Annotated in this window: 25 protein-coding genes; 13 read left to right on the forward strand and 12 right to left on the reverse strand. The window is 65.2% G+C overall.

The genetic code is table 11. From position 1 onward, the window contains the following. The first annotated feature begins 37 nt into the window (after positions 1–37). Positions 38–712: an alpha/beta hydrolase family protein gene (locus tag ACM42_RS30405; RefSeq protein ID WP_271531297.1), complete on the forward strand. Its 675-nt coding sequence runs from the start codon at positions 38–40 to the stop codon at positions 710–712. A gap of 3 nt (positions 713–715) precedes the next feature. Here ACM42_RS30405 and ACM42_RS30410 read toward each other — a convergent pair whose 3' ends face one another. After that, positions 716–1,690 (reverse strand): ketopantoate reductase family protein, encoded by a 975-nt coding sequence (locus tag ACM42_RS30410; protein ID WP_271531298.1) that lies wholly within the window; start codon positions 1,688–1,690, stop codon positions 716–718. 152 nt (positions 1,691–1,842) lie between these two features. On the opposite strand from ACM42_RS30410, the gene ACM42_RS30415 reads away from it, so the two are divergent. Beyond that, the gene (locus ACM42_RS30415; RefSeq protein ID WP_271531299.1) at positions 1,843–2,646 is read left to right on the forward strand and encodes an enoyl-CoA hydratase-related protein; all 804 of its coding nucleotides are present in this window, start codon (positions 1,843–1,845) and stop codon (positions 2,644–2,646) included. Between the two features lie 3 nt (positions 2,647–2,649). On the opposite strand, the gene ACM42_RS30420 is transcribed toward ACM42_RS30415, so the two are convergent. Beyond that, complete coding sequence (locus ACM42_RS30420; protein ID WP_271531300.1) at positions 2,650–2,922, reverse strand: hypothetical protein; 273 nt, start codon at positions 2,920–2,922, stop codon at positions 2,650–2,652. 154 nt (positions 2,923–3,076) lie between these two features. Then, positions 3,077–3,961, reverse strand: a complete 885-nt coding sequence (locus tag ACM42_RS30425; protein ID WP_271531301.1) for a LysR family transcriptional regulator — start codon at positions 3,959–3,961, stop codon at positions 3,077–3,079. 111 nt (positions 3,962–4,072) lie between these two features. Between ACM42_RS30425 and ACM42_RS30430 the strand changes: the two genes are divergently transcribed. The 4 genes from ACM42_RS30430 (at position 4,073) to ACM42_RS30445 (ending at position 8,380) form a co-directional block, all read left to right on the forward strand. Next, positions 4,073–5,440, forward strand: coding sequence for an FAD-dependent oxidoreductase (locus tag ACM42_RS30430; protein ID WP_271531302.1), 1,368 nt, complete (start codon positions 4,073–4,075; stop codon positions 5,438–5,440). A gap of 34 nt (positions 5,441–5,474) precedes the next feature. Beyond that, positions 5,475–6,479 carry an ABC transporter substrate-binding protein gene (locus tag ACM42_RS30435; RefSeq protein ID WP_271531303.1) on the forward strand — a complete coding sequence of 335 codons (1,005 nt, stop codon included), beginning with the start codon at positions 5,475–5,477 and terminating at the stop codon, positions 6,477–6,479. 313 nt (positions 6,480–6,792) lie between these two features. Further along, the gene (locus ACM42_RS30440; protein ID WP_271531304.1) at positions 6,793–7,566 is read left to right on the forward strand and encodes an ABC transporter ATP-binding protein; all 774 of its coding nucleotides are present in this window, start codon (positions 6,793–6,795) and stop codon (positions 7,564–7,566) included. Continuing rightward, positions 7,559–8,380, forward strand: coding sequence for an ABC transporter permease (locus ACM42_RS30445; RefSeq protein WP_271531305.1), 822 nt, complete (start codon positions 7,559–7,561; stop codon positions 8,378–8,380). The genes ACM42_RS30440 and ACM42_RS30445 overlap by 8 nt, the downstream gene beginning before the upstream one ends. Before the next feature lie 149 nt (positions 8,381–8,529). Here ACM42_RS30445 and gtdA read toward each other — a convergent pair whose 3' ends face one another. After that, positions 8,530–9,570: a gentisate 1,2-dioxygenase gene (gtdA, locus tag ACM42_RS30450; RefSeq protein WP_271531306.1), complete on the reverse strand. Its 1,041-nt coding sequence runs from the start codon at positions 9,568–9,570 to the stop codon at positions 8,530–8,532. A 143-nt stretch (positions 9,571–9,713) separates the two neighbouring features. On the opposite strand from gtdA, the gene maiA reads away from it, so the two are divergent. Next, positions 9,714–10,346, forward strand: coding sequence for a maleylacetoacetate isomerase (gene maiA, locus ACM42_RS30455; protein ID WP_271531307.1), 633 nt, complete (start codon positions 9,714–9,716; stop codon positions 10,344–10,346). Beyond that, positions 10,336–10,848, forward strand: coding sequence for a MarR family winged helix-turn-helix transcriptional regulator (locus tag ACM42_RS30460; protein ID WP_271531308.1), 513 nt, complete (start codon positions 10,336–10,338; stop codon positions 10,846–10,848). Before maiA ends, ACM42_RS30460 begins: the two co-directional genes overlap by 11 nt. Positions 10,849–11,046: 198 nt before the next feature. Here ACM42_RS30460 and ACM42_RS30465 read toward each other — a convergent pair whose 3' ends face one another. From ACM42_RS30465 to ACM42_RS30490, 6 genes are all read right to left on the reverse strand, one after another. Beyond that, positions 11,047–12,660, reverse strand: coding sequence for a benzoate-CoA ligase family protein (locus ACM42_RS30465; RefSeq protein WP_271531309.1), 1,614 nt, complete (start codon positions 12,658–12,660; stop codon positions 11,047–11,049). Further along, positions 12,657–13,796 carry an FAD-dependent monooxygenase gene (locus ACM42_RS30470; RefSeq protein ID WP_271531310.1) on the reverse strand — a complete coding sequence of 380 codons (1,140 nt, stop codon included), beginning with the start codon at positions 13,794–13,796 and terminating at the stop codon, positions 12,657–12,659. Before ACM42_RS30470 ends, ACM42_RS30465 begins: the two co-directional genes overlap by 4 nt. 188 nt (positions 13,797–13,984) lie before the next feature. Then, the gene (locus tag ACM42_RS30475) at positions 13,985–14,200 is read right to left on the reverse strand and encodes a hypothetical protein (protein WP_271531311.1); all 216 of its coding nucleotides are present in this window, start codon (positions 14,198–14,200) and stop codon (positions 13,985–13,987) included. A gap of 128 nt (positions 14,201–14,328) precedes the next feature. Next, a complete protein-coding gene (locus ACM42_RS30480; RefSeq protein ID WP_271531312.1) occupies positions 14,329–15,195 on the reverse strand; it encodes a hypothetical protein in 867 nt (288 codons plus the stop codon). Between the two features lie 145 nt (positions 15,196–15,340). Further along, positions 15,341–16,342 (reverse strand): NADP-dependent oxidoreductase, encoded by a 1,002-nt coding sequence (locus tag ACM42_RS30485; protein WP_271531313.1) that lies wholly within the window; start codon positions 16,340–16,342, stop codon positions 15,341–15,343. A 281-nt stretch (positions 16,343–16,623) separates the two neighbouring features. Continuing rightward, entirely contained in the window at positions 16,624–16,989 is a 366-nt protein-coding gene (locus ACM42_RS30490; RefSeq protein ID WP_271531314.1) for a hypothetical protein, read from the reverse strand. Positions 16,990–17,090: 101 nt separating this feature from the next. On the opposite strand from ACM42_RS30490, the gene ACM42_RS30495 reads away from it, so the two are divergent. Continuing rightward, a complete protein-coding gene (locus ACM42_RS30495; protein ID WP_271531315.1) occupies positions 17,091–17,291 on the forward strand; it encodes a hypothetical protein in 201 nt (66 codons plus the stop codon). A gap of 375 nt (positions 17,292–17,666) precedes the next feature. Here the strand turns inward: ACM42_RS30495 and ACM42_RS30500 are convergent, their stop codons facing one another. Next, complete coding sequence (locus ACM42_RS30500) at positions 17,667–18,596, reverse strand: ATP-grasp domain-containing protein (RefSeq protein WP_271531316.1); 930 nt, start codon at positions 18,594–18,596, stop codon at positions 17,667–17,669. Positions 18,597–18,970: 374 nt separating this feature from the next. Between ACM42_RS30500 and ACM42_RS30505 the strand changes: the two genes are divergently transcribed. From ACM42_RS30505 to ACM42_RS30515, 3 genes are all read left to right on the forward strand, one after another. Beyond that, positions 18,971–19,744 (forward strand): ferredoxin--NADP reductase, encoded by a 774-nt coding sequence (locus tag ACM42_RS30505; RefSeq protein ID WP_271531317.1) that lies wholly within the window; start codon positions 18,971–18,973, stop codon positions 19,742–19,744. A gap of 298 nt (positions 19,745–20,042) precedes the next feature. Beyond that, the gene (locus ACM42_RS30510) at positions 20,043–21,740 is read left to right on the forward strand and encodes an FMN-binding glutamate synthase family protein (protein WP_442868957.1); all 1,698 of its coding nucleotides are present in this window, start codon (positions 20,043–20,045) and stop codon (positions 21,738–21,740) included. A 134-nt stretch (positions 21,741–21,874) separates the two neighbouring features. Next, the gene (locus ACM42_RS30515) at positions 21,875–22,114 is read left to right on the forward strand and encodes a PilZ domain-containing protein (RefSeq protein WP_271531318.1); all 240 of its coding nucleotides are present in this window, start codon (positions 21,875–21,877) and stop codon (positions 22,112–22,114) included. 39 nt (positions 22,115–22,153) lie between these two features. On the opposite strand, the gene ACM42_RS30520 is transcribed toward ACM42_RS30515, so the two are convergent. Next, positions 22,154–23,449, reverse strand: a complete 1,296-nt coding sequence (locus tag ACM42_RS30520; protein ID WP_271531319.1) for a hemolysin family protein — start codon at positions 23,447–23,449, stop codon at positions 22,154–22,156. A 243-nt stretch (positions 23,450–23,692) separates the two neighbouring features. Here ACM42_RS30520 and ACM42_RS30525 point away from each other — a divergent pair, with 243 nt between their 5' ends. Further along, positions 23,693–25,768 carry a methyl-accepting chemotaxis protein gene (locus ACM42_RS30525; RefSeq protein ID WP_271531320.1) on the forward strand — a complete coding sequence of 692 codons (2,076 nt, stop codon included), beginning with the start codon at positions 23,693–23,695 and terminating at the stop codon, positions 25,766–25,768. Positions 25,769–25,960: the final 192 nt, after the last annotated feature.

Raw genomic sequence — 25,960 nt, forward strand, 5'->3', positions numbered from 1 at the left:
GGTACCATTGGCTTGATCCATTCGGGAATAGTGAGTCTTGGTCGAGACGCGCGAGCTCAAGCTCGACATCGAGCGCATCGGGACGGTCTCGGCGATCCTGACGCAGCCGGACCGTGCACGCGCCTGCTACGTGCTGGCGCACGGCGCGGGCGCCGATATGCGGCATTCCTTCATGGAGAAGGTCGCAGCAGGTCTCGCTGAGCGTGGCATCGCGACGTTCCGCTTCAATTTTCCGTACATGGAGAAGAAGCAGGGGCGTCCCGACCAGCCTGCGGTCGCGCACGCCGCCATCCGCGCGGCGGTGGAGGAGGCGGCGCGGCTCTGTCCCGGATTGAAGCTCGTCGCCGGCGGAAAGTCCTTCGGCGGGCGCATGACCTCGCAGGCGCAGTCGAAGTCCCCGCTGCCCGGTGTCAAAGGCCTCGCCTTCCTCGGCTTTCCCCTCCATGCCGACAAGAAGCCGTCGAGCGAGCGCGCCGAGCACCTCGCCGGTATCACAATCCCCATGCTGTTCCTGCAAGGCACGCGTGACGGGCTTGCCGATCTCGGCCATCTCAGGCCCGTGATCAAAACGCTCGGCGCGAGGGCGACGCTGCATGAAGTCGAAGGCGGCGATCACTCCTTCGCGGTCCTGAAAAAGTCGGGCCGCAGCAATGACGACGCGCTGACGGAAGTGCTCGATGCGCTGGCCGCCTGGATCGACCAACTCGCCTGAACTTCACGCCGCATAGAGCCCCTTGTCGCGCGCCTTCTGAATCGCCAGCGCGGCGATCAGGTCGAGCGTCGGCGTCGACAGGCCGGCGGTGCGCGCGAAGGCTTGGGGCGCCCTTACCAGCACGTCGATTTCCATGGCGCGGCCAAGCTCGTAATCCTGGAGCAGCGACGGCTTGTGATTGGGGGCGGAGCCGCTGCGGGTCACGCGCTTGACCTCGGGAATGAAGTGCTGAGCGATCTCGTTGGCCTCGCTCAGCATGCGTGGAATCACCTCGGCAAAGGCGGGGTCGTCGCGCACGCCACGCGCGGTCTGGCCGGTGAGCAGGCACAGCACCGACAGCGACATGTTGGTCAGCAGCTTTGACCAGATCGCCTCGCGGATCTCGGCCACCGGCGGCGATTCCAGCCGCGCGTCATTGAAGATGCCGCGCAGCCTGGTGATGCGCTCGCAATGGCGGTCGTCGCATTCCCCGATCAAGACGCGATTGCGCTCTGGCGTGAGGTTGTGCACCACGCCCGGCGCGATCACCTCGTTGGAGGAGAAGATCACGCCGCCGATGATGCGTTCCTTCGGGATGCAGGCGCGCAAGCGTCCGCCGGGATCGAGGAAGGAAATGTCCGGCGGCGTCGGGTGCCGCGGCGGCAGGCCGATGCCGTACCACCAGGGAATTCCGTTCTGCGCGAACACGATCGCGGTGTCGTCCTGGAGCAACGGCTTGATGCTGCCGACCAGCCCCGGAAGCGCGGTGGCCTTCAGCGTCGAGATCACCACGTCCTGCGGGCCGAGCTGGGCCGGGTCGCCCGATGCGTTCACCTTGGCGCCGACCTCGGAATCGCCGACGCGCAGCTTGAGCCCGTTGGCGCGAGCCGCCTCCAGATGCGCCCCCCGCATCACGCAGCTGACCTCGTGGCCGGCCCGCGCCAGCCGTACCGCAATGTGGCTGCCGACGGCGCCCGCGCCGAAAATGCAGATGCGCATGATGATGTCCCGTACCTAAGGTGTCGCCCCGGCACCAGCATGACACAAGCCGCCATGCGATGGACGCGGCCGCCCCACGCCGGAAAGATATGGATCAGGACGCGCCGTCTCGGTCATAGTGCGCAGCAAACAGACCGACCGGAGGATCGCCGATGACTGCCAGCCCCGTCCTGTGGACTCTCGATGAGCGTGGGGTTGCGACCGTCACGTTGAACCGGCCGGAGGTCAACAACGCCTATGACGGCGCGTTGATCGCGGGCGTGCTCGCGGCCATGGACGATCTCGGCAGAAAGCCGAACCTGCGCGTCGTCGTGCTCAGGGGCAACGGCAGGCATTTTCAGGCCGGCGCTGACCTCAAATGGATCAACGGCGTGCGGCCGCAATCGGCTGAAGCGAACGAAGCGGCGTCGCGGGCGACGTTCGAGGCCGTTCAGCGGCTCAACACGCTGCCGATCCCGACCGTCGCGCTGGTGCAGGGCGGCTGTTTTGGCGGCGGTACCGGCGTGATCGCGGCCTGCGATGTCGTGATCGCCGCGGACAACGCCCTGTTCTCGATCACCGAAGTGCGCTGGGGCCTGACCGCGGCGATCATCATCCCGCAGCTCTGCGACGCCATCGGTGTCCGGCAGGTCCGCCGTTACGCGCTGACCGGCGAGCGCTTCGGCGCCGAGGATGCCCGCCGCATCGGCCTCGTCCACGAGGTGGTGCCGCTCGCCGATCTCGAGGCTGCAGGCAGCAAGGTGGTCGAGCAATTGCTCGCCAACGGGCCGGACGCGATGGCTGAAACCAAGAAACTCGCGCTGGAAAGCTCGTTCGGCGGCATGGCGGTGGACGATGCCGCCTACGAGCGGCTCGTGCAGCTGCATTCGCTCAAGCGCCAGAGCGCCGAGGCGGCGGAAGGGCTGGCCTCATTCGCGGAGAAGCGTGCGGCGAATTGGGGCGGCGCAAAAAGCTGAACGTCAGCAGCCGCGGCAGATGTTGCTGATGCTGCGATAGACGGCGTCGTCGTCCTGCCGCAGCTGGCGCATCGTTTCGAGTGTCTTACCCTCGTCGGTCGCAGGTGCAGGCTTGCGCTTTGCAGCCAGATCTTCCTCCTGACGCTTGTAGCAGGCTTCCCGCTCGGCTTTGGCCTGGATGAAGCGGCAGTTCTGCTCGATGGCCGCAGCGTGAGCGTCGGGGATCGCGAGGGTGATCAGGGCGACGAGGCTGAGTCTCACGAGTATTGAATCCATGGCGACGCTTCTCTCAGGTCCGTTGTTCAAGGGCAACTGCCAACTTGTGACCGCAGCGTGTAGCCCGGATGAGCGAAGCGATATCCGGGAATGTCGCGAGCAGTCCCGCATATCGCTTTGCTCATGCGGGCTACGGCGCCGCACTTGGCAAGGCTCACAGCGACCGCGCCAGCGACGTTTTCAGGAGGGTGAGCAGCGCCTGCACCGCAGCGGCGTTGCGGCGCCGTTCGGGAATCGCGGCCTTCACCCACAATTCCGGAATCGGAAAGTCGCGCAGCACCGGCTTGAGCGTGCCGTCGCGTAAAGAGCCCGCGACGAGATAATGCGAGATCAGCGCGATGCCGTTGCCGGCAATCGCACTGCGCGCCAGCACGTGCCCTTCGTTGGAGGACAGCAGCGGGCTGACCTGGATGCTGATGCGGCCGCGCGGCCCGTCGAAGATCCATTCTGGTCCCGTCGGCAGGAAGCTGAGGCAGCGATGCTCGACGAGATCACGTGGATGTTTTGGCGTGCCGTGTTTCTTCAAGTAGGCCGGCGAGGCGCAGAGCAGCCGCTTCAGCGGACAGAGCGGCTCGTCGATGACGCCGCCGAAGGAATGCGGGAAGGCGCCGATCGCGATGTCAAATCCCTCGGTGACGGGATCGACCGGACGGTCGATCAGCACGATCTCGAGCTTCAGCCGCGGGTTCTGCGTCTGGAAGGCGCTGAAGGCATCTGCAAGGCGCGCCACCGTCAGCGAGGTCGGGGCCTTGATGCGAAGATGATCGACGAGATCGTGGCCCTTCTCGCCCATGCGCGAGAGCAGGTCGGCGGCGTCGGCCACGACACCACGCGCGCGATGCACATAGCGCTGCCCGGCTTCGGTGAGCCGCAATTGCCGGGTCGAACGGTGAAACAGCGGCGTGCCGATTCGGGCCTCCAGTTGCGTGACGCGCTTGGCCACGACCGAGGTCGAGACATCAAGCTTTCGCGCAGCGGCGGAGAATCCGGCCGCATCCGCGGTGGCGAGGAAGGCCTGAAGGTTCACCAGGATGTCCATGTCGACCTTTCTCGATTCGCGAAAGCTGATCGCGTATTTTGGTGGATTGTAGCTCGCCGCGCGTTAATTCATAGTCGCCCGCAAGCAAGAGATTTCGGGAGCGGACGCGCCATGCGGGCCACGATGATTGAGGAGCCGGCACGACAAGTGCCGATCTATGGCGAATACGAAGTCGTCGTTCTCGGCGGTGGTCCGGCTGGCATCGTCGCGGCAGCGTCAGCGGCGCGCGCGGGACGGAAGACATTGCTGATCGAGCGCTACGGCTTCCTCGGCGGCATGGGCACCGCGGCCGGCGTCACCAATTTCTGCGGCCTGCACGGCAATGTCTATGGCGAGCACCGGCGGCTGGTGCAGGGCATGGCGTCGGATCTGCTGGCGCGGATTGACCGGCTGAACGGCCTCAACACGCCGCATCTGATCCTCGGCAAGGTCTTCGCGCAGGCCTATGACACCGCCGCGTACAAGATCGCCGCTGACGAGCTTCTCGCCAGTCACAAGGTGCACATCCTCTTCCATGCGCTCGGTGCAGGCGTCGTGATGGGCGATGACCGCCGCATCGACGCGCTGCTGGTCGAGACCAAGGCCGGCCGGCAGGCGGTGCGATCGGAAATCTTCATCGACTGCTCGGGCGATGGCGATCTCGCCGTGTGGGCCGGCGCGCCGTTCGAGATCGGCGACGAGCAGGGCCATCCGCTCTATCCCTCGATGATGCTCCGCCTCAACGGCATCGATCCCGGGAAGGCGGGCGAGGCCTGGCGGACCATCCCGCAGCTGATGGAGAAGGCGGTCGCGGCCGGCACGCACACATTCCCGCGCAAGAGCGCCATCGTGCGGCCGCAAAAATCCGGCATCGAATGGCGCGTGAACTTTACGCAAGTCGCGCGCGAGGACGGCCATGCCATCAACGGCATCGAGCCCGACGATCTCACCCGCGGCGAGATCGAGGGCCGCAAGCAGGCGCTCGCCGCGTTCGAATTCCTGCGCAGCGCCGTGCCGGGCTTTGAAGAATCCTACATCGTCGACCTGCCGCCGCAGCTCGGCATCCGCGAGACGCGCCGCATCAAGGGCGGCTATCAGCTCAGCGGCGAGGACGTGCTCGGCTGTGCCTCGTTCGAGGATTCGATCGGCGTCAATGGCTGGCCGATCGAGGCCCATGTTCCCGGCGACGTCGTCTTCACATTCCCGCCAATTCCGGAATCGCGCGGCTACAATGAGCTGCCCTACCGGATGCTGGTGCCCCAAGGTGTCGACAATCTCCTGGTCGCCGGCCGCTGTGCCTCGATGACACATGAAGGCCAGTCGGCGGCGCGTGTCTCCGGTGCCTGTTTCGTGATGGGCGAGGCCGCCGGTTCCGCAGCCGCGCTGGCGCTCTCCGGCAACCGAATCCCGCGTGACATCCCCATTGAAAAATTGCAGGAAACGTTGAAGCAACAGGGCGCCTTCATCGGGCGGGACCAGGCCGTCCCCGAAGGGCTGTAGCGGACTGCAAGACAACGACGGCGGAGGAATTGGAATGATCGGGATGGCGCGGCTCGCGATAGCGGGCCTGGTGGCGATCATGGCGATGGGCACGGCGCGGGCCGAGGACGTGCTGAAGGCCAGGATCGGCGTGCTCCGCCTGTCCTCCTCCGCGCCCGTTTTCATCGCGCAGGACAAGGGCTATTTCCGCGACGCCGGCCTGGAGGTCGAGCTCAAATTCTTCGATGCGGCGCAACCGATCGCGGTGGCGACGACCTCAGGCGATGTCGATTTCGGCGTCACCGCCTTCACCGCGGGTCTCTACAATCTCGCCGGCAAGGGCGTTTTGAAGGTGATCGGCGGCATGAGCCGCGAGAAGCCCGGCTATCCCCTGATCGGCTATTTCGCCAGCAACAACGCCTATGCCGCCGGGCTGAAGACGCCGAAGGACCTCGCCGGCAAGCGCGTGGCGGTGACGCAGGTCGGATCGAGCTTTCACTATTCGCTCGGCCTGCTCGCCGACAAGTACGGCTTCAAGCTTGCCGACGTGAAGATCGTGCCGCTGCAATCGCTGTCGAATGCGGCCGCTGCGCTCAAGGGCGAGACCGTCGATGCCGCGCTGCTGCCGATCTCCACGGCGCGAAAGCTGATGGACGAAGGCGGCGCGAAGTTCCTGGGCTGGGTTGGCGACGAGACGCCGTGGCAGTTGGGAGCGGTGTTCGCCTCGCCGAAGACGCTGACCAACAAGGCGCTGGTCACAAAATTGTTAGGCGCTTTGGCTAGGGCCGATCGCGAATATCACGACATCATCCTCGCTGCGATGAAAGACGGCATCGCGCCGATCAACGAGCAGACGAAACCGCTGCTGGAGATCATCGCCAAATACACCAATTTGCCGGTCGGGCAGGTGGTCGGCAATTGCGCCTATGTCGATCCCGACGGCAAGCTCGACGTCAAGAATGTCGACAACCAGATCAAATGGCTCCAGGAGCAGGGCTTTGCCGACAAGGGTTTTGATGCCAATGCGATCATCGCCAAGGATTACGTGAAGGCGGATTGATGCTGACGATGCGGACTCTCGCGACGGACGACCTGCCACCCTCCCCTGGAGGGGGAAGGTCGATCGCATATGGAAGCGCGGCGGGAAACTCGCCTGCGGCCATCCTTCGAGACGCCCGCCTCCGGCGGGCCCTCAGGATGAGGGCGGAGTGTGCAGCGGCAGTTTCAAAGGACACCGCTCTAGCGAAGCCTCATCCTGAGGAGACCGCGGAGCGGTCGTCTCGAAGGACGAGGCGCTTGCTCAGACCTTTCCGAGAGATCACATGCGATTGCCCTGCCCCTCCAGGGGAGGGTGAGGAACGCAGGCGCTATGCATGGACCTGATTGCCAACCACATCTCCCATCGCTTCGGCGATCTCGCCGTGCTCGACGATGTCTCCTTCACCGTCAGCGCCGGCGAGGTGGTGGCGATCGTCGGGCCATCGGGTTGCGGTAAGAGCACGCTCCTGTCGATCCTCGGCGGGCTGTTGCAGCCGACCTCCGGCGCGCCCGAGTTGCGCGGTGCGCCGGCGGCGGACAGTCTCAATCCGCTGACCTTCGTATTCCAGGATTTCGCGCTGCTGCCCTGGGCCACGGTGGAGGAGAACGTCGAATTCCCGCTGCTGCACGCCCAGCTCACCGCTGCGCAACGCCGTGCGCTGGTCGAGGACGCCCTGCGCCGCACCGGCCTGACCGATTTCCGCACCACCTATCCCAAGCAGCTCTCCGGCGGCATGCGCCAGCGCGTCGGCATTTCGCGCGCGCTTGCGGTAAGGCCTGCCATTCTGCTGATGGACGAGCCGCTCTCGGCCCTGGATTCGCAGACCCGCGAGCTCTTGATGGAAGACTTTGTCCGCCTGCTCGCCGATGGCGGCATGGGTGCAGTCTACGTCACCCACAATCTCGAAGAGGCCGCACGGCTTGCCGACCGAATCGTGGTGCTGTCGCGGCGGCCGGGACGTATCCGCGAGGTCGTGACCGTGCCGATGACGCGAGCGGCGCGCGGCGAAGTGGCGGCGCGCGAAAGGCTGCTTGCGCTCCAGAACCAGATCTGGTCGCTGATCCGCAACGAGGCGATCGACGCCGAGCGCGAGGTCCAGCATGCTTGATCGCGCGCCGGCCGAAATTGCGAAGGACACTCCGACCCGGCCCGTCCGCTTTCGCGGCGCGGGCTTCGTGCCGGACTCGAGCCGCTACGGCGGCTGGATCGCGCTCGCGTTCGTCATCGCCATCTGGCAGGCCGCCGGCAGCGCCGGCCTCGTCAATCCGCTGTTCCTGCCGGCGCCCTTGGCGATCGCACGCGCGATCTACCAGCTCGCGGTGTCGGGCGCGCTCTGGCAGCACGTCTCGGCCTCGCTGCTGCGCATCGGCGTCGGCTGGCTCCTGGGAACGGTGGCCGGTGTCGCCGTCGGCTTTGCCATCGGCCTGTCGCGGCTGGCGCGCGGCGTCGGCATCACCTTCATCTCGGCGCTGTTCCCGATCCCGAAGATAGCGCTGCTGCCGCTGTTGATCCTCTGGCTCGGCATCGGCGAAGAACCAAAGATCGCGACCATTGCGCTCGGCGTGTTCTTCTCGACTGCGATCTCGGTCTATAGCGGCGTCGATGCGGTGCCGCGCAACCTCATCCGCATGGCGCAGAGCTTCAACGTTCCGTTCGCCACCATCGTGCGCAAGGTGATCTGGCCGGGCGCGCTGCCCGCGATCCTCGCCGGCTTCCGCATCACCGCCTCAGTCGCGCTGCTGCTCGTCGTCAGCGCCGAGATGATCGGCGCGCAATACGGCATCGGCGCCTTCGTTCTGCAGGCCGGCAATCTGATGCAGACTGATCAGCTGCTCGCGGGCGTGGTGATCCTGTCGGTGTTCGGGCTGGCGGTGGGGAAGGTGATCGGCTGGCTGGAGGCGCGGCTGTTGCACTGGCGGTAGCTGCGAACGCAATGACGACGTGGAGCGATCTTCGCTTCGTAACAGGTCGTCATGCCCGGGCTTGTCCCGGGCATCCACGTCTTTCCTCAGGCGCGGTGACGCGTGGATGGCCGGGTCAAGCCCGGCCATGACGGGGCATGGAGCACGCCTCACGCGTTGCCGCGATCTTCCCTGAACAGATCCAGTTTCTGCTGCACGGGCCGGTCCGAGAAGCTGAACAGCACGGCGTCGTCATCCGCCTCGTGCGTCACCCAGTGCCAGCTCGGCACCACGAACAGATCGCGCGGGCCCCACTCGAACACGGTGTCGCCGATGCGGCTGCGGCCGCGTCCTTCGATCGGGCAGAACACCGTTGCGTCCGTCGAACGATAGCGCGCGGTGTTAAAGCCCTTGGGCAAAAGCTGAATGAAGGTGCCCATGGTCGGCATGGCGAAATCGCCGGTCTCGGGGTTGCTGAATTTCAGCTTCAGTCCGTGACAGGCGTCCCACTCCTGGCTCGCGCGGGCCTTCTCCAGCGCCTCGCGGGTGTAGGCATAGGGATAGCTGAAGATCGGCGAGGTCTTCGAGCTTCGCTTCACGTCGACCGGCAGCAGGTTGTGGCCGTAGCGCGCAAAGCTGTCGCCGGCGGGTTTCGTGATCTTCTGCTGGTCTTCCTTCGATCCTTCCGCGAAGGAACAGTCGAAGAACTGCACCAAGGGGATATCGAGACCGTCGAGCCAGAACATCGGCTGGTCGGTCTCGTTGGAATGATCGTGCCAGGTCATGGACGGCGTGATGATGAAATCGCCGGGCTCCATCGCGGTGCGCTCACCATCGACGGCGGTGTGAGCGCCCTTGCCTTCGAGCACGAAGCGCAGCGCCGACTGGCTGTGCCGGTGCGCAGGGGCGACGTCGCCGGGCACCACCATCTGCACCCCCGCGTAGAGCGAGGTCGTGATCTTGGACTGGCCGCGCAGCCCCGGGTTCTCGAGCACCAGCACCCGCCGTTCGGCTTCCTTGGCGGTGATGAGCTTGCCGGCCTCGAGCATGTAGTCGCGGATGACGTCGAACTTCCAGAGGTGCGGCCGGCAGGCACTCTTCGGCTCCGGCGTGATCAGGTCGCTCATCACCGTCCACAGCGCGGTGAGATTCTCGCCGTCGATCTTGCGGTAGAACGCCTCGCGTTCCGGCGTCTTGGTCACGGCTTCCATGGTTGCTGCTCCCGATCGTTTGTTGATTGACAGTATACTGACGATCTAGGTTGCGTCAATGTGACGGGCCTATGTATAAGACAGTCATTCCGGGTTCGGCTCTTCGATCCGCCGCGGAATGACGAAAGCCAGGGGAGGTCCCGATGAAGCTGCACGGCTATTTCCGCTCCAGCGCCGCCTATCGGGTGCGGATCGCGCTGAACCTCAAGGGGCTCGGCGCCGAGCATCTGCCGCATCATCTTCGCAAGGGCGAACAATGCGCGCCCGCTTATCTGGCCATCAACCCGCAGGGCCTCGTGCCCGCGCTGGAGAGCGACGGCGGCACGGTGCTGACGCAATCGGTCGCGATCATCGAATGGCTCGACGAGACCCACCCCAATCCGCCGCTGCTGCCGAAGGATCCGCTTCGCCGCGCCAAGGTGAGGGCGTTCGCGCTGGCGATCGCCTGCGACACCCATCCGGTCCAGAATTTGAAGGTGCTGGCGCGGCTGCGCGAACTCGGTCTGGCCGAGGAGAAGGTCCAGGACTGGGCGGCGTGGGTCAATCGCGAGGGCCTGTCGGCCTGCGAGACCCTGATCCGAGATGAGAAGGGGCCTTTCTGCTTCGGCGATGCGCCGACGCTGGCCGATCTGTGCCTTGTGCCGCAGCTCGCCAATGCGCGCCGCTTCGGCGTCGATGTCTCCGCCTATCCGCGCCTGCTCGAGGCCGAGGCCGCCGCCAAGGCGCTGCCCGCCTTCGCCGATGCCGCACCGGAGAAGCAGCCCGATGCCGAGTAAGCCTGCCCCTCCGATCACGATGGACGCGGTCTATGCCGCGCCGGGCTATCTGTTCCGGCGCATGCAGCAGATCGCGGTCTCGATCTTCATGGAGGAGTGCAAGGCGTTCGATCTCACCCCGGTGCAATATGCCGCGTTGATAGCGATCCATACCCATCCGGGCATCGACGCGACGCGGCTTTCGGCGGTGATAGCCTTCGACCGCTCCACGCTCGGCAGCGTGATCGAGCGGCTTCAAGCCAAGGACTATATCGAGCGCAAGCCGGCGCCAGAAGACAGGCGGATCAAGCTGCTCCACTTGACCAAATCAGGCGCCGCAATCTTGCGCGACATCATCCCCGCCGTCGAACGCGCCCAGGCGCGGATGCTGGAGCCGCTGAAACCGGCCGACCGCAAGGCGCTGATGGGGCTGCTGGTGCAGCTCGTCGATCTCAACAACGAAGCCTCGCGCGTGCCGCTGCGGGCCGAGGATGCGCTGGAGCATCTGGGGAAGGCGGGGTGAGACCGGTGTGAGGCTGTGTTGGCGCCCTCATTCTCCATCGTCGTCCCGGACAAGCGAAGCGCAGATCCGGGATCCATAACCACAGGGCGTGGCTATGCGAGATGGCGACTCCGAGTCTTCGCCAAACCCCTCCCTGTGGTTGTGGGTCCCGCGTTCGCGGGGACGACACCGAGAGTGTGGCGACGCGACGTACTTGCCTCACATCCGCAGCAACGCCTGCCGGTCGATCTTGCCCGTCCCCGTCTTCGGCAGCTCGTCGATGAAGATTACCTCGCGCGGATATTTGTAGGGCAGCAGCTTGCCCTTCACATAGTCCTGCAGTCTGCGCGTCGCCTCGCCCTGGTCGGCAGCGCGGTTGTTCATCACCACCACCGCTTTCAGCGTCATGCGCCGGTCCGGCAGCTCGGCGGCGAACACCGCGCATTCCCGGATGTCGGGGTGGTCGGCGAGACACAGCTCGACCTCGAGCGGATAGACCCACTGGCCTGAGATCTTGATGAGATCGTCGGCGCGGCCGCGGAAGAAGTGGAAGCCGTCGGCATCGCGGACGAAGCGGTCGCCGGTGTAGATCCAGCCGCCCTCGCGAATGGTTTCCGCGGACTTGTCCGGCCGGTTCCAGTACAGCGGCGTGTTGGAATCGCCGCGGACCCACAAGATGCCTTCCTCGTTGTCGCCGATCTCGTTCCCGTCCTTGTCGCGCAGCGCGACCTCGTAGCCGGGCACGCGCAGGCCGGCGGCGCCGAGCTTCTTCTGCTCGGGCCGGTTGGAGAGATAGATGTGCAGCACCTCGGTCGAGCCGAGGCCTTCGACGATTTCGAGGCCGGTGAGCGTCTTCCAGCTGTTGAAGACCTCGGCCGAGAGCACCTCGGCGGCGGAGAGCGCCATGCGCAGCGACGAGAAATCCGTCTTGTCCGCGCCTTCCGCCTTGGTCAGCGATGTATAAAGCGTCGGCAGACCGAAGAAGACCGTCGGCTTGTACTGCGCGATCGCCGCGAAGATCGACGCAGGCCTGGGCTGGCCCGGCAACAGCAGAGTCGCCGCGCCCGCCGAGAACGGGAAGGTGACGGAGTTGCCGAAGCCGTAGGCGAAGAAGATCTTCGGCACCGAGAAGCAGATGTCGTCAGGCGTCAGCTTCAGCACGTTTTGCGCAAAGGCGGCATCGCTATAGGCCATGTCGTGCTGGAGATGCACGATGCCCTTGGGCCGTCCGGTCGAGCCGGAGGAGTACATCCAGAACGCCATCTCGTTGCGGCGCGTGTCGGCTTCGGCGAGATCAGCCGGGAATTGCGCGAGCCAGCCTGCTGCCGCGAGCGCCGCAGGCGCGGCATGCTCGCCCGCTGCCCCATTCACGACGATCAGCGTATGGAGCTTCGTATCCTTGCACGCCTCCGCGTTGAAGCGCGCCGCGAACTCGGCATCCGCGACCGCGACGGTCGCGCCGGAATCGGCGAGATAGAATTGCAGAAGGTCCGGCGGCGTCAACGTGTTGATCAGGAGCGGCACGAAGCCGGCCCGCACCGCGCCGAAGAAGGCGGCCGGGTAGGCCGGTGTGTCGTCGAGGAACAGGAGCACGCGATCGCCGCGCTTGAGGCCGAGCGAGGCGAAACCGTTGCCCCAGCGGCAGGCTTCGCCGCAGAGCTCGGCATAGCTCCGCGTGCCTGCCGGACCCATCAGCGCGATCTTGTCGCCGCGGCCTTTGGCCAAATTGTCGAACAGCACGCGGCTGGCATTGTAAATTTCAGGAACGGCAAAGCCGATTTCGCGTGCGCCCGGGCCGTCCGCGGGCACCTGGTCGCGGATCTCGTCGCTCATGCGGCATCTCCGCCGTTCCTGGCCGCCTCGTAGCGCGCCATGAAGGCCGGCGACATCGCGCGCAGCCGGGAATCGTCGATGCGGCCGGAGCGGGTGATATAGCTGTAGGCGAAGTCCAGCAGGGGAAGCTTCATGTGCTCGGCGAAGCGTTCGTACCAGAACGCACTGGTGCGCGCGGCATTGACGAGCTTCTGCACGATGGGCTTGCGCGCGGCCTGGTAGCGGTGCAGCGCGGTCGCAAGATGCGCATCCGACTCCAGCGCCTTGACCAGCGCGATCGCGTCCTCGATCGCGAGCCGCGTGCCTGAGCCGATCGAGAAATGTGCGGAATGCAGGGCGTCGCCGAGCAGCACCATGTTCTTGAACGACCAGTGCTCGTTCCAGACCCAGGGAAAGTTGCGCCAGACCGATTTGTTGGAGACGAGGCAGTGGCCGCCGAGCGTGTCGGCGAAGACCTCCTCGCAGACGCCCTTGGACTGCTCGACGTCCTTGTAGGCGAAGCCGTAGGCCTGCCAGGTTGCGTGATCGCATTCGACCAGGAACGTGCTCATGCCCGGCGAATAGCGGTAGTGATGGGCGTTGAAGGCGCCGCGGTCGGTCTTCACGAAGGTCTGCGACAGCGTGTCGAAGCGTTTCGAGGTGCCGTACCAGACGAACTTGTTGGAGGAGTAGGACAGCGACGTCCCGAAATCGCCTTCGAAGGCGCGGCGCACCAACGAGTTCAAGCCATCGGCGGCGACGATCAGATCGTGGCCGTTGAGCTGGTCGATTGTCTGGATCTGGGTGTCGAAGCGCGGCGTGACGCCGACATCGAGCGCGCGCTGCTGCAGGAACTTGAGGAGCTCGAGGCGCCCGATCGAAGAGAAGCCGACCCCGTCGATGGCGACGCTATCGCCGTGCAGGTTCAGCGTGATGTTCTCCCAGCTCTCCATATGCGGGGCGATCGCATCGACCGTCTCGGGGTCGTCGGCCCGCAGGAATTCCAGCGCCTGATCGGAGAACACGACGCCAAAGCCCCAGGTCGCATCGGCCGGGTTCTGTTCGAACAGGTCGACCTGATCCTCGGGGTGACGCTTCTTCCAAAGATAGGCGAAGTAGAGCCCACCTGGCCCCCCGCCAATCACGGCGATCCGCAACGTCTGCCTCCCAAATTGACAGTATACTTACTATCTAGGGGTAGACTAATGTGCTCCGGCGCCCGGCGCCAGCGGAATTATAGGCAGGCCGGCACGCCAAAGCTCGCCTTCGAACACCCGTTTCGCCGGTGTCCGAAACCTCAGGTGCGAACCATAGCCAAACCAGGGCGAATTGGCCACCGGGGGCGTCAGACGCAGCGCTTCACATAGACCCCGTTCACCAGCACCCTGGTGCAACGGACCGCGGGCACGGGCTTGCGGACCACGACGGCCGCGTTCGGACCGGCGCAGCCGGCGCGATACACGCCGCGGGCGCACACCACCGCGTTGGCATCGGTGGTCTCGAACGTCATGGTCGCGGCGAAGGCGAAGAGAGCAGAACCAACAAGCAGCAATGAACGCATGTTGTCCTCCCGATCTTGTCGTTATTGAATTGATACATGCAAAAGGCTTGTCGTTGCAGGCGTGCGCAAATTCATGCGCGCGCCGCTCTTCATCGTCGCGCACTTCGGCGCGTGGTCGTTCGCTGCCTCTATCGTGCTGTGAACGCCGTCAGCACGTCCTTGCAGGCCGGCGACAGCGAGGCGGCGTTGCTCGCAAGGCATTGCATGATGCGGCCGGCGCCGACCTCGACGCCGGCACAGATCGTTCGGATGTCGGCGCCGCAGGCCGATCGGGCGACGAACAGCTCTTCGCGCGGGCGCATCGGACGCAGCACGATCACGGTGGGCGCCGCCGCCGGCGCTGCGGCCGGGGCACCTGCCGCAGGCGCTGCCGCTGCCGCGCCGGCACCGGTCGCGGCGCTCACGGCCTTCTCGCAGGCCGGCGACACCTTCGCCTTATTCCTCTCCAGGCATTCGAGCGCGGCTGTGCCGCCCGGCGGCACGCTGGCGCACACCTTGGGATAATCGCCGCGACATGCGCTCTTGATCGCGGCAAGTTGCGTGCTGCTCGGCGGCTTGGGTGCAGCCGCCTTCGGTGCCGGCGCGGCGGCTGGCTCTGCAGCGGGAGCGGATTCAGCTTTCGGCGCGGCCGATGCCGGCGCTGGCTCCGCCTTGGGTGCCGCTTCCTTCGGTGCTGCTTCCTTGGGGGCCGCTTCGCTCTTCGGCGCGGCGGGAGGGGCTTCGGCCTTGGGAGCCGCGGGGGGGTCGATCGCGCGGACCGCGGTTTGGCATCCTGGCGACAGGCTGGACATGTTCTTCGCCAGACATTGAAACGCTTCTGCGCCGCCGGGCGTCACGCTCGAGCAGTGCGCCATGAAGTCCGAGCGGCACGCGGACCGGATCGCGCCTTTCTGGGCCTCGGTCGGCGCTTGCGCGACTGCGGCCGTTGCAGTTGCAAGCAGCGTTGCTGCAAGCAACGCCGCGCACCTGGATGCATGTTTCAACGCGTTGAGCATCTGAGTGATTCCCGCCCCGTCGGGTGCGCCGACGATTCCCCAAAATATGATGCAATCGCATTCGTCGCGAATGATGCCTCGAAAGCAGCATCTTTGGCCGCTTTGGCCTCACCCGCAAGTCATATATGCCGGTGCAACCGGGTGGTCATAGCCTCACCATGCGCTTGCCGCGGTTCTCGCCCGCGAGCAATCCGATCAGCGCCTTCGGCGTGTTCTCGAAGCCGTCGATGATATCCTCCTGCACCCTCAGCTTGCCGGACTTGACCCAGGCCTGCAGGTCGGCGAGCGCGCGCTGGCTGTCCTTCATGTAGTCCATCACGATGAAGCCCTGCATGACGAGCCGCTTCACCACGATCAGGCCGGGCACGCCGCGCGGGCCGTGCGCGGCAGGAGCGCCGTCATACTGCGAGATCGCGCCGCAGCAGGCGATGCGGCCGTAATTGTTCATTTGTGGCAGGCAGGCTTCGAGGATGTCGCCGCCTACATTGTCGAAATAGACGTCGATGCCTTTCGGCGCCGCTGCACGCAGCGCCTTGAACACCGCGCCGTCCTTGTAGTCCACCGCGGCATCGAAGCCGAGCTCCGACGTCAGCCATCTGCACTTGTCGGCACCGCCGGCGATGCCGATGACGCGACATCCCTTGATCTTCGCGATCTGCCCGACGATCGAGCCGACCGAGCCCGCGGCCGCCGAGACCACGACCGTCTCGCCCTCCCGGGGCTTGCCGATCTCCAGCAGGCCGAAATAGGCGGTGAGGCCGGCGATGCCGAACACGCTGAGCAGGTGCGTCATCGGCTCGAGCTTCGGCATCTTGGTGAGATGCTTGGCCGGCACCGCGGCAAATTCCTGCCAGCCGGTGTCGCCGAACACGAGGTCGCCAGGCGCAAGCTCCGGCGCCTTCGAGCTGACGACCTCGGCGATGGCCCCGCCGGCCATCACGCTGTTGGCTTCGACCGCGGAGCGATAGGTCGCGCCGTGCATCCAGGCGCGGTTGGCGGCATCGAGCGAGATGTAGCGCACGCGCAGCAACGCCTCGCCGTCCTTCGGCTCCGGCATTGTGCCCTCCACGATCTTGAAATGCTCGGGGCCGAGCTTGCCGCTGGGCTTCTCCACCAGAAGAATCTGGCGATTGATGTTGCCGCTCATCGCGTTCCCTCTTCGTGTGTTTGGCAATTATTGATGCGGCTGTCGCAATGAGAACGTGCAAGCCGCATGTGCTGTGCGCTGTGCGAAGGCTAGATCGCCGCGTTGCATTTCACAACGGGAACATCCGGCCAACACGACCACGCGCAAAGCGCGCCACAAGGCGCAAGGACAAGTCTCGCGTCACGGGCGAGCGCCTGAACGTGCCGATCTCGCTGCAACTTGGGGAAGCGTTCAGGGCGAAGGACGATTCGGCCGGCGCCAAAAACCAGCGGCGGTCTTGGTCACGGCCGCGTCAACATGACGAGGTCCGGCCTTGTGCCACTGCGCGCCTCCGCCGGCGGCGAAGCACCCAGCGACACCGTCCGCAAGTGTCTGGGAGCAGAAGTCTTCGCATCCATGCTCTGCTCCATGTAAAGCTGCCCCGCAACCAGCGTCATGGCTGTGCAGGCCAGTACAAACATTGCCAGAGCCAGTTGGTGCGCTTCATTCATCTCAGTTTGCCCGACGCAGCTCGAGATAATGAAAATTGCCGATGCGAGAGGATTTCGTCTCCGGTCGTGACCAGGCGGCGCCTTGTGCCGCTCTTGTACTTCCGAACGAGGCGAGGCAACCTTGATGTTGCTCAACCTTTGGATGAAGATCTTCATCCGTAAAACTACTTAGGGGACCCGCCCTAAGATACGGCGCGAGCTAGCGAGGCCGGCAGCTCCGCTCGACAATGGGCTGATCGACGAGTTCGGAGAGCCCGATGAATCATTCGATCTATAGCGCCGACCGCGCCACCCATTCGAAGATCGTCATCGTCGCATTGCTGCTTGCAGCGGTCGTCGCCAGTGTTGCCGTTTCTTTCCACGCCGACACGAGAACCGCGGCGGTCGAGCGGGCAGCCGTATTCAAGCCTGGAAAGCCAGTAGTCCTGGGCGGCTCGGCCGCCGTGGCCGTCCGCTGATCCGGAGGATTTGCAATGCGCAAGAGCAGAACCGAGACCGGGGCTGTCGCCGAGTCGTTCGACCCGGCGTTGTGGTCAGTCGCAGCCGTCCTCAGCGGGGCAGTTGTCTATCTCGCCTGCCTGATCTAACGGGCGGAGAGGTTCCGAAGTCGGCTCACTCCTGCGAGCAATCGCAGAATGCGCGTTGATGCATGTCACCGCTGTTTGCGCTGGCGCAACCGACACGACCAGGATTTGCGATAGCGTCTTCGAGCCTGGCGGCTTCTCTCTGAAACCCCAACGCAGTTGCCATGGTGACGAGGCTCGGTATTCCGGGCCTCGTTCCATTTCGGCCGACGCGCGCTCGCGCACAAAACGGCGATTGGCACCGGCAGCTCAGTGCGCTGTCTCGAAAATGCGATCCAGCGCAGCGTCATAGGTCGCCTGAACCAGTCCGGGATGGAGCCGTCCGAGCGCCTCCATCATCACCCCGGAATTGATCTCGAGCACGCGCCAGATGCCATCGACCCGGACCACGTCGATCGAGGCGAAGGTGATGCCGATGAAGCTTGCGGCGTCGATGGCGAGGTTCGCACAGTCCGCCCGAACCTCGCCCTCATCGAGGAGGATCGGCTTTGCGCCGGCGTCGAGATTGTGCTGCCAGGTCAGGAGGCGCCGTTCCCCCTTGGGAACGATGGCGTTCAGCTCGTGCGCCGCGAGTTCGTGCAGACGTCTGTGCTGTCCCGCCGCGCTCGCCAGCTCACGTAACGTCTGCATGCCGTCGCCGACGACCGACGGCCGCTCCTTGCGGTAGACGATCATCGGCTTGCCATCGAGCACGATCACGCGGACTTCATCCTCGATCTCGACATAGGGGGCGATCACCAGCCCAAGGCCGGACGAGAAGATCTCGGTGACGGCGCGGTCGAGAGCGTCGCTGTTCGTCGCCCTGAAAACGGCGCGTCCGGACGTGCCCTCGTTCGGCTTCACCACCACGCCTTGCGGATTCTGGGCGAGCAGCGCCAGCATGCCCTGGCGCCAATCGGCACCGGCGACGTGCACGCCCATACTCGGGTTGAGGAAGAGGTGATGGGGAACGCACGGCACGCCGGCCATCTGCAGCGCCTCGGCGGTGGCCGATTTATCGTTGGCGAGGCGGTGGGCAATGGCGCTGTTGAGGCCGATGTCATAGCCGAAGGCGAAGTGGCGCCTCGCTCCCCGGCGCATCGCGATCAACCAGCCGCCGGGACGCACATCGACCGTGATCCCATGCCGGGCGCAATAGCGCCTGATCGCCTGAACGAAGATTCGCTCGCCGCCTGCCATGGTCTTTCGTCGTTTCCTGTCGCCAAAAGCCGCAAAAATGCGGGAATCGGCGCCGATCGGGATGAAAATCAGAGCTATTCTTAATGAAATTCTCGCGAGCACGATGGAAATTAAGTGCTCCAATCGAGCCCGGCAGGGAAAAGAAATTGCCCTCCTCATGCGCCCGGCAGCAGATTCGTCAATGATGTGACCAGTTCTGCCGCAAATGCCGATTTGACCGGCATCAATTGCATCCGGAACGAGGTTGATTATTGGTCTCAATGGCGTAGATCACACACGCGAAATCCTCCGCCATGGCAATGGTGTCCGCCCCGTTTTCAGGGCCGGGCAGCGCTTTTGCCCTAAAACCGCAGTTATTCGGAATATCGAAAATCATGAGCGCGTTTTACCGAGAGAAGGTTCTTTCCGTCCACCACTGGACCGACACCCTGTTCAGCTTCCGCGCCACCCGCGATACCGGCTTCCGCTTCCAGAACGGCCAGTTCGCCATGATTGGCCTCGAGGTCGATGGCCGTCCGCTGCTGCGCGCCTACAGCATGGCGAGCGCCAATCACGAGGAACAGCTCGAGTTCTTCTCGATCAAGGTTCAGGACGGCCCGCTCACCTCGCGCCTCCAGAAGATCAAGGAAGGCGACACCATCCTGGTCGGCCGCAAGGCGACCGGCACGCTGATCACCGACAACCTGCTTCCCGGCAAGCGGCTGATGCTGCTCTCGACCGGCACGGGCCTTGCGCCCTTCGCGAGCCTGATCAAGGATCCCGAGGTCTACGACCAGTTCGAGTCGATCGTCCTGGTGCATGGCTGCCGCCAGGTCTCCGAGCTCGCCTATGGCGAAAAGCTCGTCGCGACCTTGCGCGAGGATGAGCTGTTCGGCGAGCTGCTCGCGGACAAGCTCGTCTATTATCCGACCGTGACCCGTGAGCCGTTCAAGAACCGCGGCCGCATTACCGACCTCATCAGCTCCGAGCAGATCTTCAACGACATCGGCCAGGGCCCGCTCGATATCGAAACCGACCGCATCATGATGTGCGGCAGCCCGGCGATGCTCGAAGAGCTGAAGGCGATGTTCGAGAGCCGCAACTTCGTCGAGGGAAGCGGCAACAAGCCCGGCCATTTCGTGATCGAGAAGGCCTTCGTCGAGCGCTGAGTCCTGTTGAATGGGAGGCGCGATTTCGTGCCCCATTCAACTCGTCGTCCCGGTGTCTGCGCTTACGCTTGCCCGGGACGACAGCTGAACTCTGGGGAAGCGCGTCTGCGCGCCATGGGCAGCGGGTTGAGGCCCGCTGGCCCCGGCACCACCTATCCCCACCCCCTTCCGCTGCAGTGCAGCAACCCATCCTCTCGGCGGATTGATCTGCGCCGGCCGAATTCGCTAGCCTGAAACAAGGGCGGCGTCATATCCGTATGACAGGCGCAGGCGTATCGTACCGTCTGCTGGCGAGAGGATGGGAATCGTGGCCGACGACGACAAGACACATGAATCCCCCAAACGCCTGCCGCTGGCGGAAGAGGGGATCATGGAAACCCTGCTGCTGCCGTTCTCGCCGCGCTTCATCGTGCTGACGATCTGCGCGGTGGTCACCGCGCTCCTGATCGGCATCGGCCTCGCGGATCGCAAGATCTTCGACATCATGCTGGTCCCGATCCTGATCTTCGCCGCGCTGACGCTGCTCGGTGTCCGCGATCTCCTGCAGAAGAGCCACGCGGTGCTGCGCAACTACCCGATCTCCGCGCATATCCGCTTCCTGCTGGAAGAGATTCGGCCCGAGATGCGGCAGTATTTCTTCGAGAGCGAGAAGGACGGCATGCCGTTCTCGCGCGACACCCGAGCAGTGGTCTATCAGCGCGCCAAGATGGAGCTCGACAAGCGTCCCTTCGGCACCCAGGAGGACGTCTACCGCGACGGCTACGAGTGGATGCATCACTCGGTCGCGCCGAAGACGCATGCCGCGGAGAAATTTCGCATCACCATCGGCGGCCCCGATTGCACCAAGCCCTATTCGGCCTCGGTGTTCAACATTTCGGCGATGAGCTTTGGCGCGCTCAGCCCGAACGCGGTGCGGGCGCTGAATGCCGGCGCCAGGAAGGGCGGCTTCGCGCACGATACCGGCGAGGGCGGCGTCAGCCCCTATCACCGCGAGATGGGCGGAGACATCATCTGGGAGATCGGCTCCGGCTATTTCGGCTGTCGTCGTCTCGACGGCGCCTTCGATCCCGAAGCGTTCGCGCGCGTCGCCAGCGAAGACCAGATCAAGATGGTCGAGCTCAAGATCAGCCAGGGCGCCAAGCCCGGCCATGGCGGCGTGCTGCCGGCGGCAAAAGTCTCGGAAGAAATTTCGAAGATCCGTGGCGTCGCCATGGGCGAGGACTGCATCTCGCCGGCTTCGCACCGGGTCTTCTCCACGCCCGTGGGCATGATGCAGTTCATCGCCGAGATGCGCCGCCTCTCCGGCGGCAAGCCGGCCGGCTTCAAGCTGTGCATCGGCCATCCCTGGGAGTTTCTGGCGATCTGCAAGGCGATGATCGAGACCGGCATCTACCCTGATTTCATCGTCGTCGACGGCAATGAGGGCGGCACGGGCGCCGCACCGCTGGAGTTCATGGATCATCTGGGCATGCCGATGCGCGAGGGCGTCAACTTCGTCCACAATGCGTTGATCGGCATCAACGCGCGCGATCGCATCAAGATCGGCGCCTCCGGCAAGATCGCAACCGCCTTCGACATGGCGCGCGCGATGGCGATCGGCGCCGACTGGTGTAATTCGGCGCGCGGCTTCATGTTCTCGCTCGGCTGCATCCAGTCGCTGAGCTGCCACACCGACCGCTGCCCGACCGGGGTCGCGACGCAGGACCCGACGCGTGCGCGTGCGCTCTACGTGCCGCTCAAGATTGATCGCGTACACAATTACCATCATGCGACGCTGCACTCGCTGACGGAGCTCGTTGCCGCCGCCGGCCTCGAACATCCTCAGCAGCTGCGCCCGATTCACTTCAGCCAGCGGACGTCGACGACCCAGGTGCAATCCTTCGCGCAGCTCTATCCGGCACTGCGCCCGGGCGAGCTGCTGGAAGGTACGGAAGACCCGCGCTTCCGCGACGCCTGGCGCATGGCGCGCGCCGAGACGTTCCAGCCCGCGCCGTAGGATTCCGGTCGCAGAAATTCATCGCGCTTCAGGTTGTTGTTTGAGCATGATCTTTTCGGAAAACCGCTGCGCACTTTTCCGGATCATGCTCTGGCGCTTAACGTTTGGTTCAGCTTTGGGTGTAAATTCCGCCCATGGACGAGCGACGCAGCAAATCGAGGCACCGCGTGCTGAAGGCCGGAACCATCGAGTTCGGGGGCGGCGCGATCGACTGCACCGTTCGCAATCTCTCCGATACCGGCGCCGCACTCGACGTCACCAGCCCCGTCGGCATCCCCCAGCATTTCACTCTGTTCGTGCAGGCCGACGGAACGCATCTGTCCTGCTCGGTGGTCTGGCGCAAGGAAAAGCGGATCGGTGTGAAGTTCGGGTGAGGGCTTTGCGTTGTCCGGGACGACGGCGGAGACTTTAGCTCACGCCGCAGCCTGCTCGCTCCGCCGGATTGCCAGGATCTTGTCGATCCTCCGTCCGTCGAGATCGACAACCTCGATGTGCCAGCCGCGGAAATCGAAGGCATCGCCGGCGCTGGGGAGCGCGTTGAACTGTTGCAGCACCAGGCCCGCCACCGTGTTGTAGCGGTGCGGCGGCAATTCGACGCCGAGCAGCTCGCCGAATTCGTCGACCGGCATCCAGCCGGAGATCAGGAGCGAGTCGTCGGCGCGCCTGACATAGGCCGGCTCCGGCGGCCCCGCCTCGGAATGGAAGGCGCCGACGATCGACTCGAGGATGTCGGTGGCGGTCACCATGCCTTCGAAGGCGCCGTATTCGTCGTAGACGAAACCGACGTGAACCGGAGCAGCTTTCAGGATGGTCAGCACGTCGCGCGCATCGGCCGATACCGGGATGCCGGGAGCCTCGCGCACGAGCGCGCGCAGGTCCGGCGTACGTTCGTTCATATAGGCAACCAGCAGGTCCTTGGCCTGGAGCACGCCGATCGGCTTGTCGCGGTCACCGTCGGAGACGGGAAAGCGCGAATGCGGGCTCTTGGCGATGATCTCCTGGATGGCGGCCGGATCGTCGCTCAGGTCGATCTCGTCGACCTCCGTGCGCGGCGTCATGACGGCGCCGACAGGCCGATCGCCGAGCCGCATCACGCCAGCGATCATCTCCCTCTCGCCGGGCTCGAGCACGCCCGCGCTCTCGGCCTCGCTGACGAGGTGATGGATCTCGTCCTCCGACACCTTCTCCTCGGCCTTGCCGCCGCGGCCGAGCAGCGTGAGGATCAGCTTGCCGGAGACGTCGAGCAGGAAAACGAGCGGCAGCGATATCTTCGCCAGCACATGCATCGCGGGCGCGACCCGGACTGCGATGCTTTCGGGATCGCGCAGCGCCACCTGTTTCGGTACGAGCTCGCCGACGATGAGGGTGGCGTAGGTGATGAGCGTGACCACGATGCCGACCCCGACGATGTCGGCAATGCCCTTGGAGAGGCCGAGCTCGAGCAGCCATTGCGTCAGCCGCTGCCCGAGCGTCGCGCCCGAGAACGCGCCTGAGAGCACGCCGACCAGCGTGATGCCGATCTGCACCGTCGACAGGAACTTGCCGGGATCGGCGGCCAGCGTCAGCGCCCGTTCGGCGCCGCGTACGCCCTTGGCCGCGAGCAGCGACAGCCGCGCCGGACGCGACGAGACCACGGCCAGCTCGGACATGGAGAGCAGGCCGTTGATGACGATCAGGACGACGACGATGACGAGTTCGAGCGAGAGCATTGACCTTCCGGAGGTAAGCATGTGTGGCCGGATGACGGCGCAAGCCATTGATATAGGTATTCCGTGAGGAGATGCTGGCGATTCCGCGGATTCAGGCTCGGGAGGGAACTGGCGTCCGACAGTGTTCCCGGGGCGTCCGCGACGACCTGACACTCCGCGGAACTACGGATCGTTGCTTAACGCCCCCTTAGTGGCCGCCCGCTAGGTTTTCGACATTGCAGAAATGAATTCGGGGGAATCAGGATGCGGATCGGGAAGCTTTTCGCGCTGTCGATGCTGACGGTGACGGTATTTGCGGTCATCCTTGGCGCCGAGGTGCTGATACCCCAGACGCGCATCTTCGCGAACCGCTCCGACGCGATCAAGACCGTCGATGCCTTTGGTGCGACCCTGTTGGCCAGCCAGCACGTCGCCAGCCTTCGCGCTCCTTACATCGGACCGATCTTCCAGGAAGGCGCCGCGACGCAGGCGCAGCTCGAAGCTGCCGCGAAGGCTGCGAAAACGGCCGAGGCGGGCTTCGAGGCTGCAAGGCGCGCCGTCACGATGCTGGACGACGGCGGCGCGATTGCCGAGAATCTCGACCGTGCTACGCGGCGGCTGAAGGAGATCACAACCGCGGCCGATCGCGCGATGAGCGTCCCCCTGGCGTCGCGCGACAGCGCCGCGACGAAGGGCTTCCTGCCCGGCGTTGCCGAGGTCCTCGGCAACATCGAACCGGTCATGAACCGGCTCGAAGCGAAGGTCGTCAATGCCGATTCCTCGCTTGCGGCGCTCTTGAGCCTGGCGCGAACGGCGCAGGATCTGCGGGTTTCGGCCGGCAGCCGCGCGGCCACGCTGTCCCCGGCGCTCTCCGCACGCCGCCCGCTCACCCCGGCCGAATTGTCGCTGATGGACCGCATGCAGGGGCGCGTGGAGGCCGACCGCGAGCGCATCGAGGCCGGGATCGACCAGCTCGGAAATCCCTCCCGCATCGCTGCCGCGCTGAAGGCGGCAACGGAATCCTATTTTGGACAGGCAGCCGTTGCCGTGGACAAGGAGCTTCCTGCAGCCCGGAGCGACGGCAAGTACGGCGCCACCGCCGACGAGCTGGCGAAGGTCATCGTGCCGGCCATCCAGATGTTCTACGGCGTGCGCGACGCCGCGCTGGCGGAAGCAGCCGAGCGCGCCTCGGCCGCGCGCGACGGCGCGCTGGCAATGCTCGCGCTGGCCGCTGTCGCCGTGTTGGCGTTGCTCGGAACGCTCGGCGGCGTGACCGTGATGCTGCGCAGGCGCGTGGTGACGCCGCTCGGCCGGATCGCCGACGTGATCGGCGCGCTTGCCGCCGGACAGCATGAGGTCGAGATCCCGGCGACGGGCCGCAACGACGAGATCGGCCAGGTCGCGGGCTCGCTCCAGCACTTCAAGGACTCGCTGCTCGCCAAGAAGGCCGCCGACGAGGCTGCCGCGGTCGAAGCGGAAGCGAAGCTCAAGCGCAGCCAGCGCGTGGATCAGATCGCGCGCGAGTTCGAAACCATGATCGGCGACGTGATCAACACCGTCTCGTCGGCCTCCTCGGAGCTGGAAGCGTCCGCGGGGACGCTGACGAGCACCGCCGCGCAATCGGAAAATGTCACCGCGACCGTTGCGGCCGCCTCCGAACAGGCTTCCACGAACGTGCAGACCGTTGCCGCGGCGGCGGAGGAGATGGCCTCGTCGGTCGACGAGATCAGCCGTCAGGTCCAGGATTCCGCGCGCATCGCCGGCGAGGCGGTGCAGCAGGCCGGGCGCACCAACGACCATGTCGGCGAGCTCGCCAGGGCCGCGGGCCGGATCGGCGACGTCGTCGAGCTCATCAGCCAGATCGCGGGCCAGACCAATCTTCTTGCCCTCAACGCCACCATCGAGGCGGCGCGCGCCGGCGAGGCCGGGCGCGGCTTTGCCGTCGTCGCCTCCGAGGTCAAGGCGCTGGCCGAGCAGACCGCCAAGGCCACCGGCGAGATCAGTCAGCAGATCGCGGGGATCCAGAGCGCAACGGAGGATTCGGTCGGCGCCATCAAGGCGATCGGCGACACCATCACGCGCATGTCCGAGATTGCGTCCGCAATCGCCTCGGCGGTCGAGGAGCAGGGTGCGGCAACGCGGGAGATCTCCCGCAACGTGCAGCAGGCCGCGCGCGGCACCCAGCAGGTCTCCGCCAGCATCGTCGACGTGCAGCGCGGCGCGAGCCAGACCGGATCGGCTTCCTCCAATGTGCTCGCGTCGGCCAGATCGCTGTCCGGCGAGAGCAGCCGTCTCAAGGTCGAGGTCGGAAAATTCCTGGACGCGATCCGGGCCGCGTAGACGGCGCAATTGGTCGAATCGATTCCAGCCGAAGGAAAGAACACCTCTCCCCGTAGGGAGAGGTCGGATCGCATCGAAGATGCGATCCGGGTGAGGGCCTACGCTCTCACCGAATGCCGCAGCCCCTCACCCGGATTGCTGCGCAATCCGACCTCTCCCCGCCGGGGAGAGGTGTAGCAAGCCCGCTGGCGA

Origin of the sequence: Bradyrhizobium sp. CCBAU 25338, assembly GCF_028128965.1 — a bacterium.
Taxonomy (GTDB): domain Bacteria; phylum Pseudomonadota; class Alphaproteobacteria; order Rhizobiales; family Xanthobacteraceae; genus Bradyrhizobium; species Bradyrhizobium liaoningense.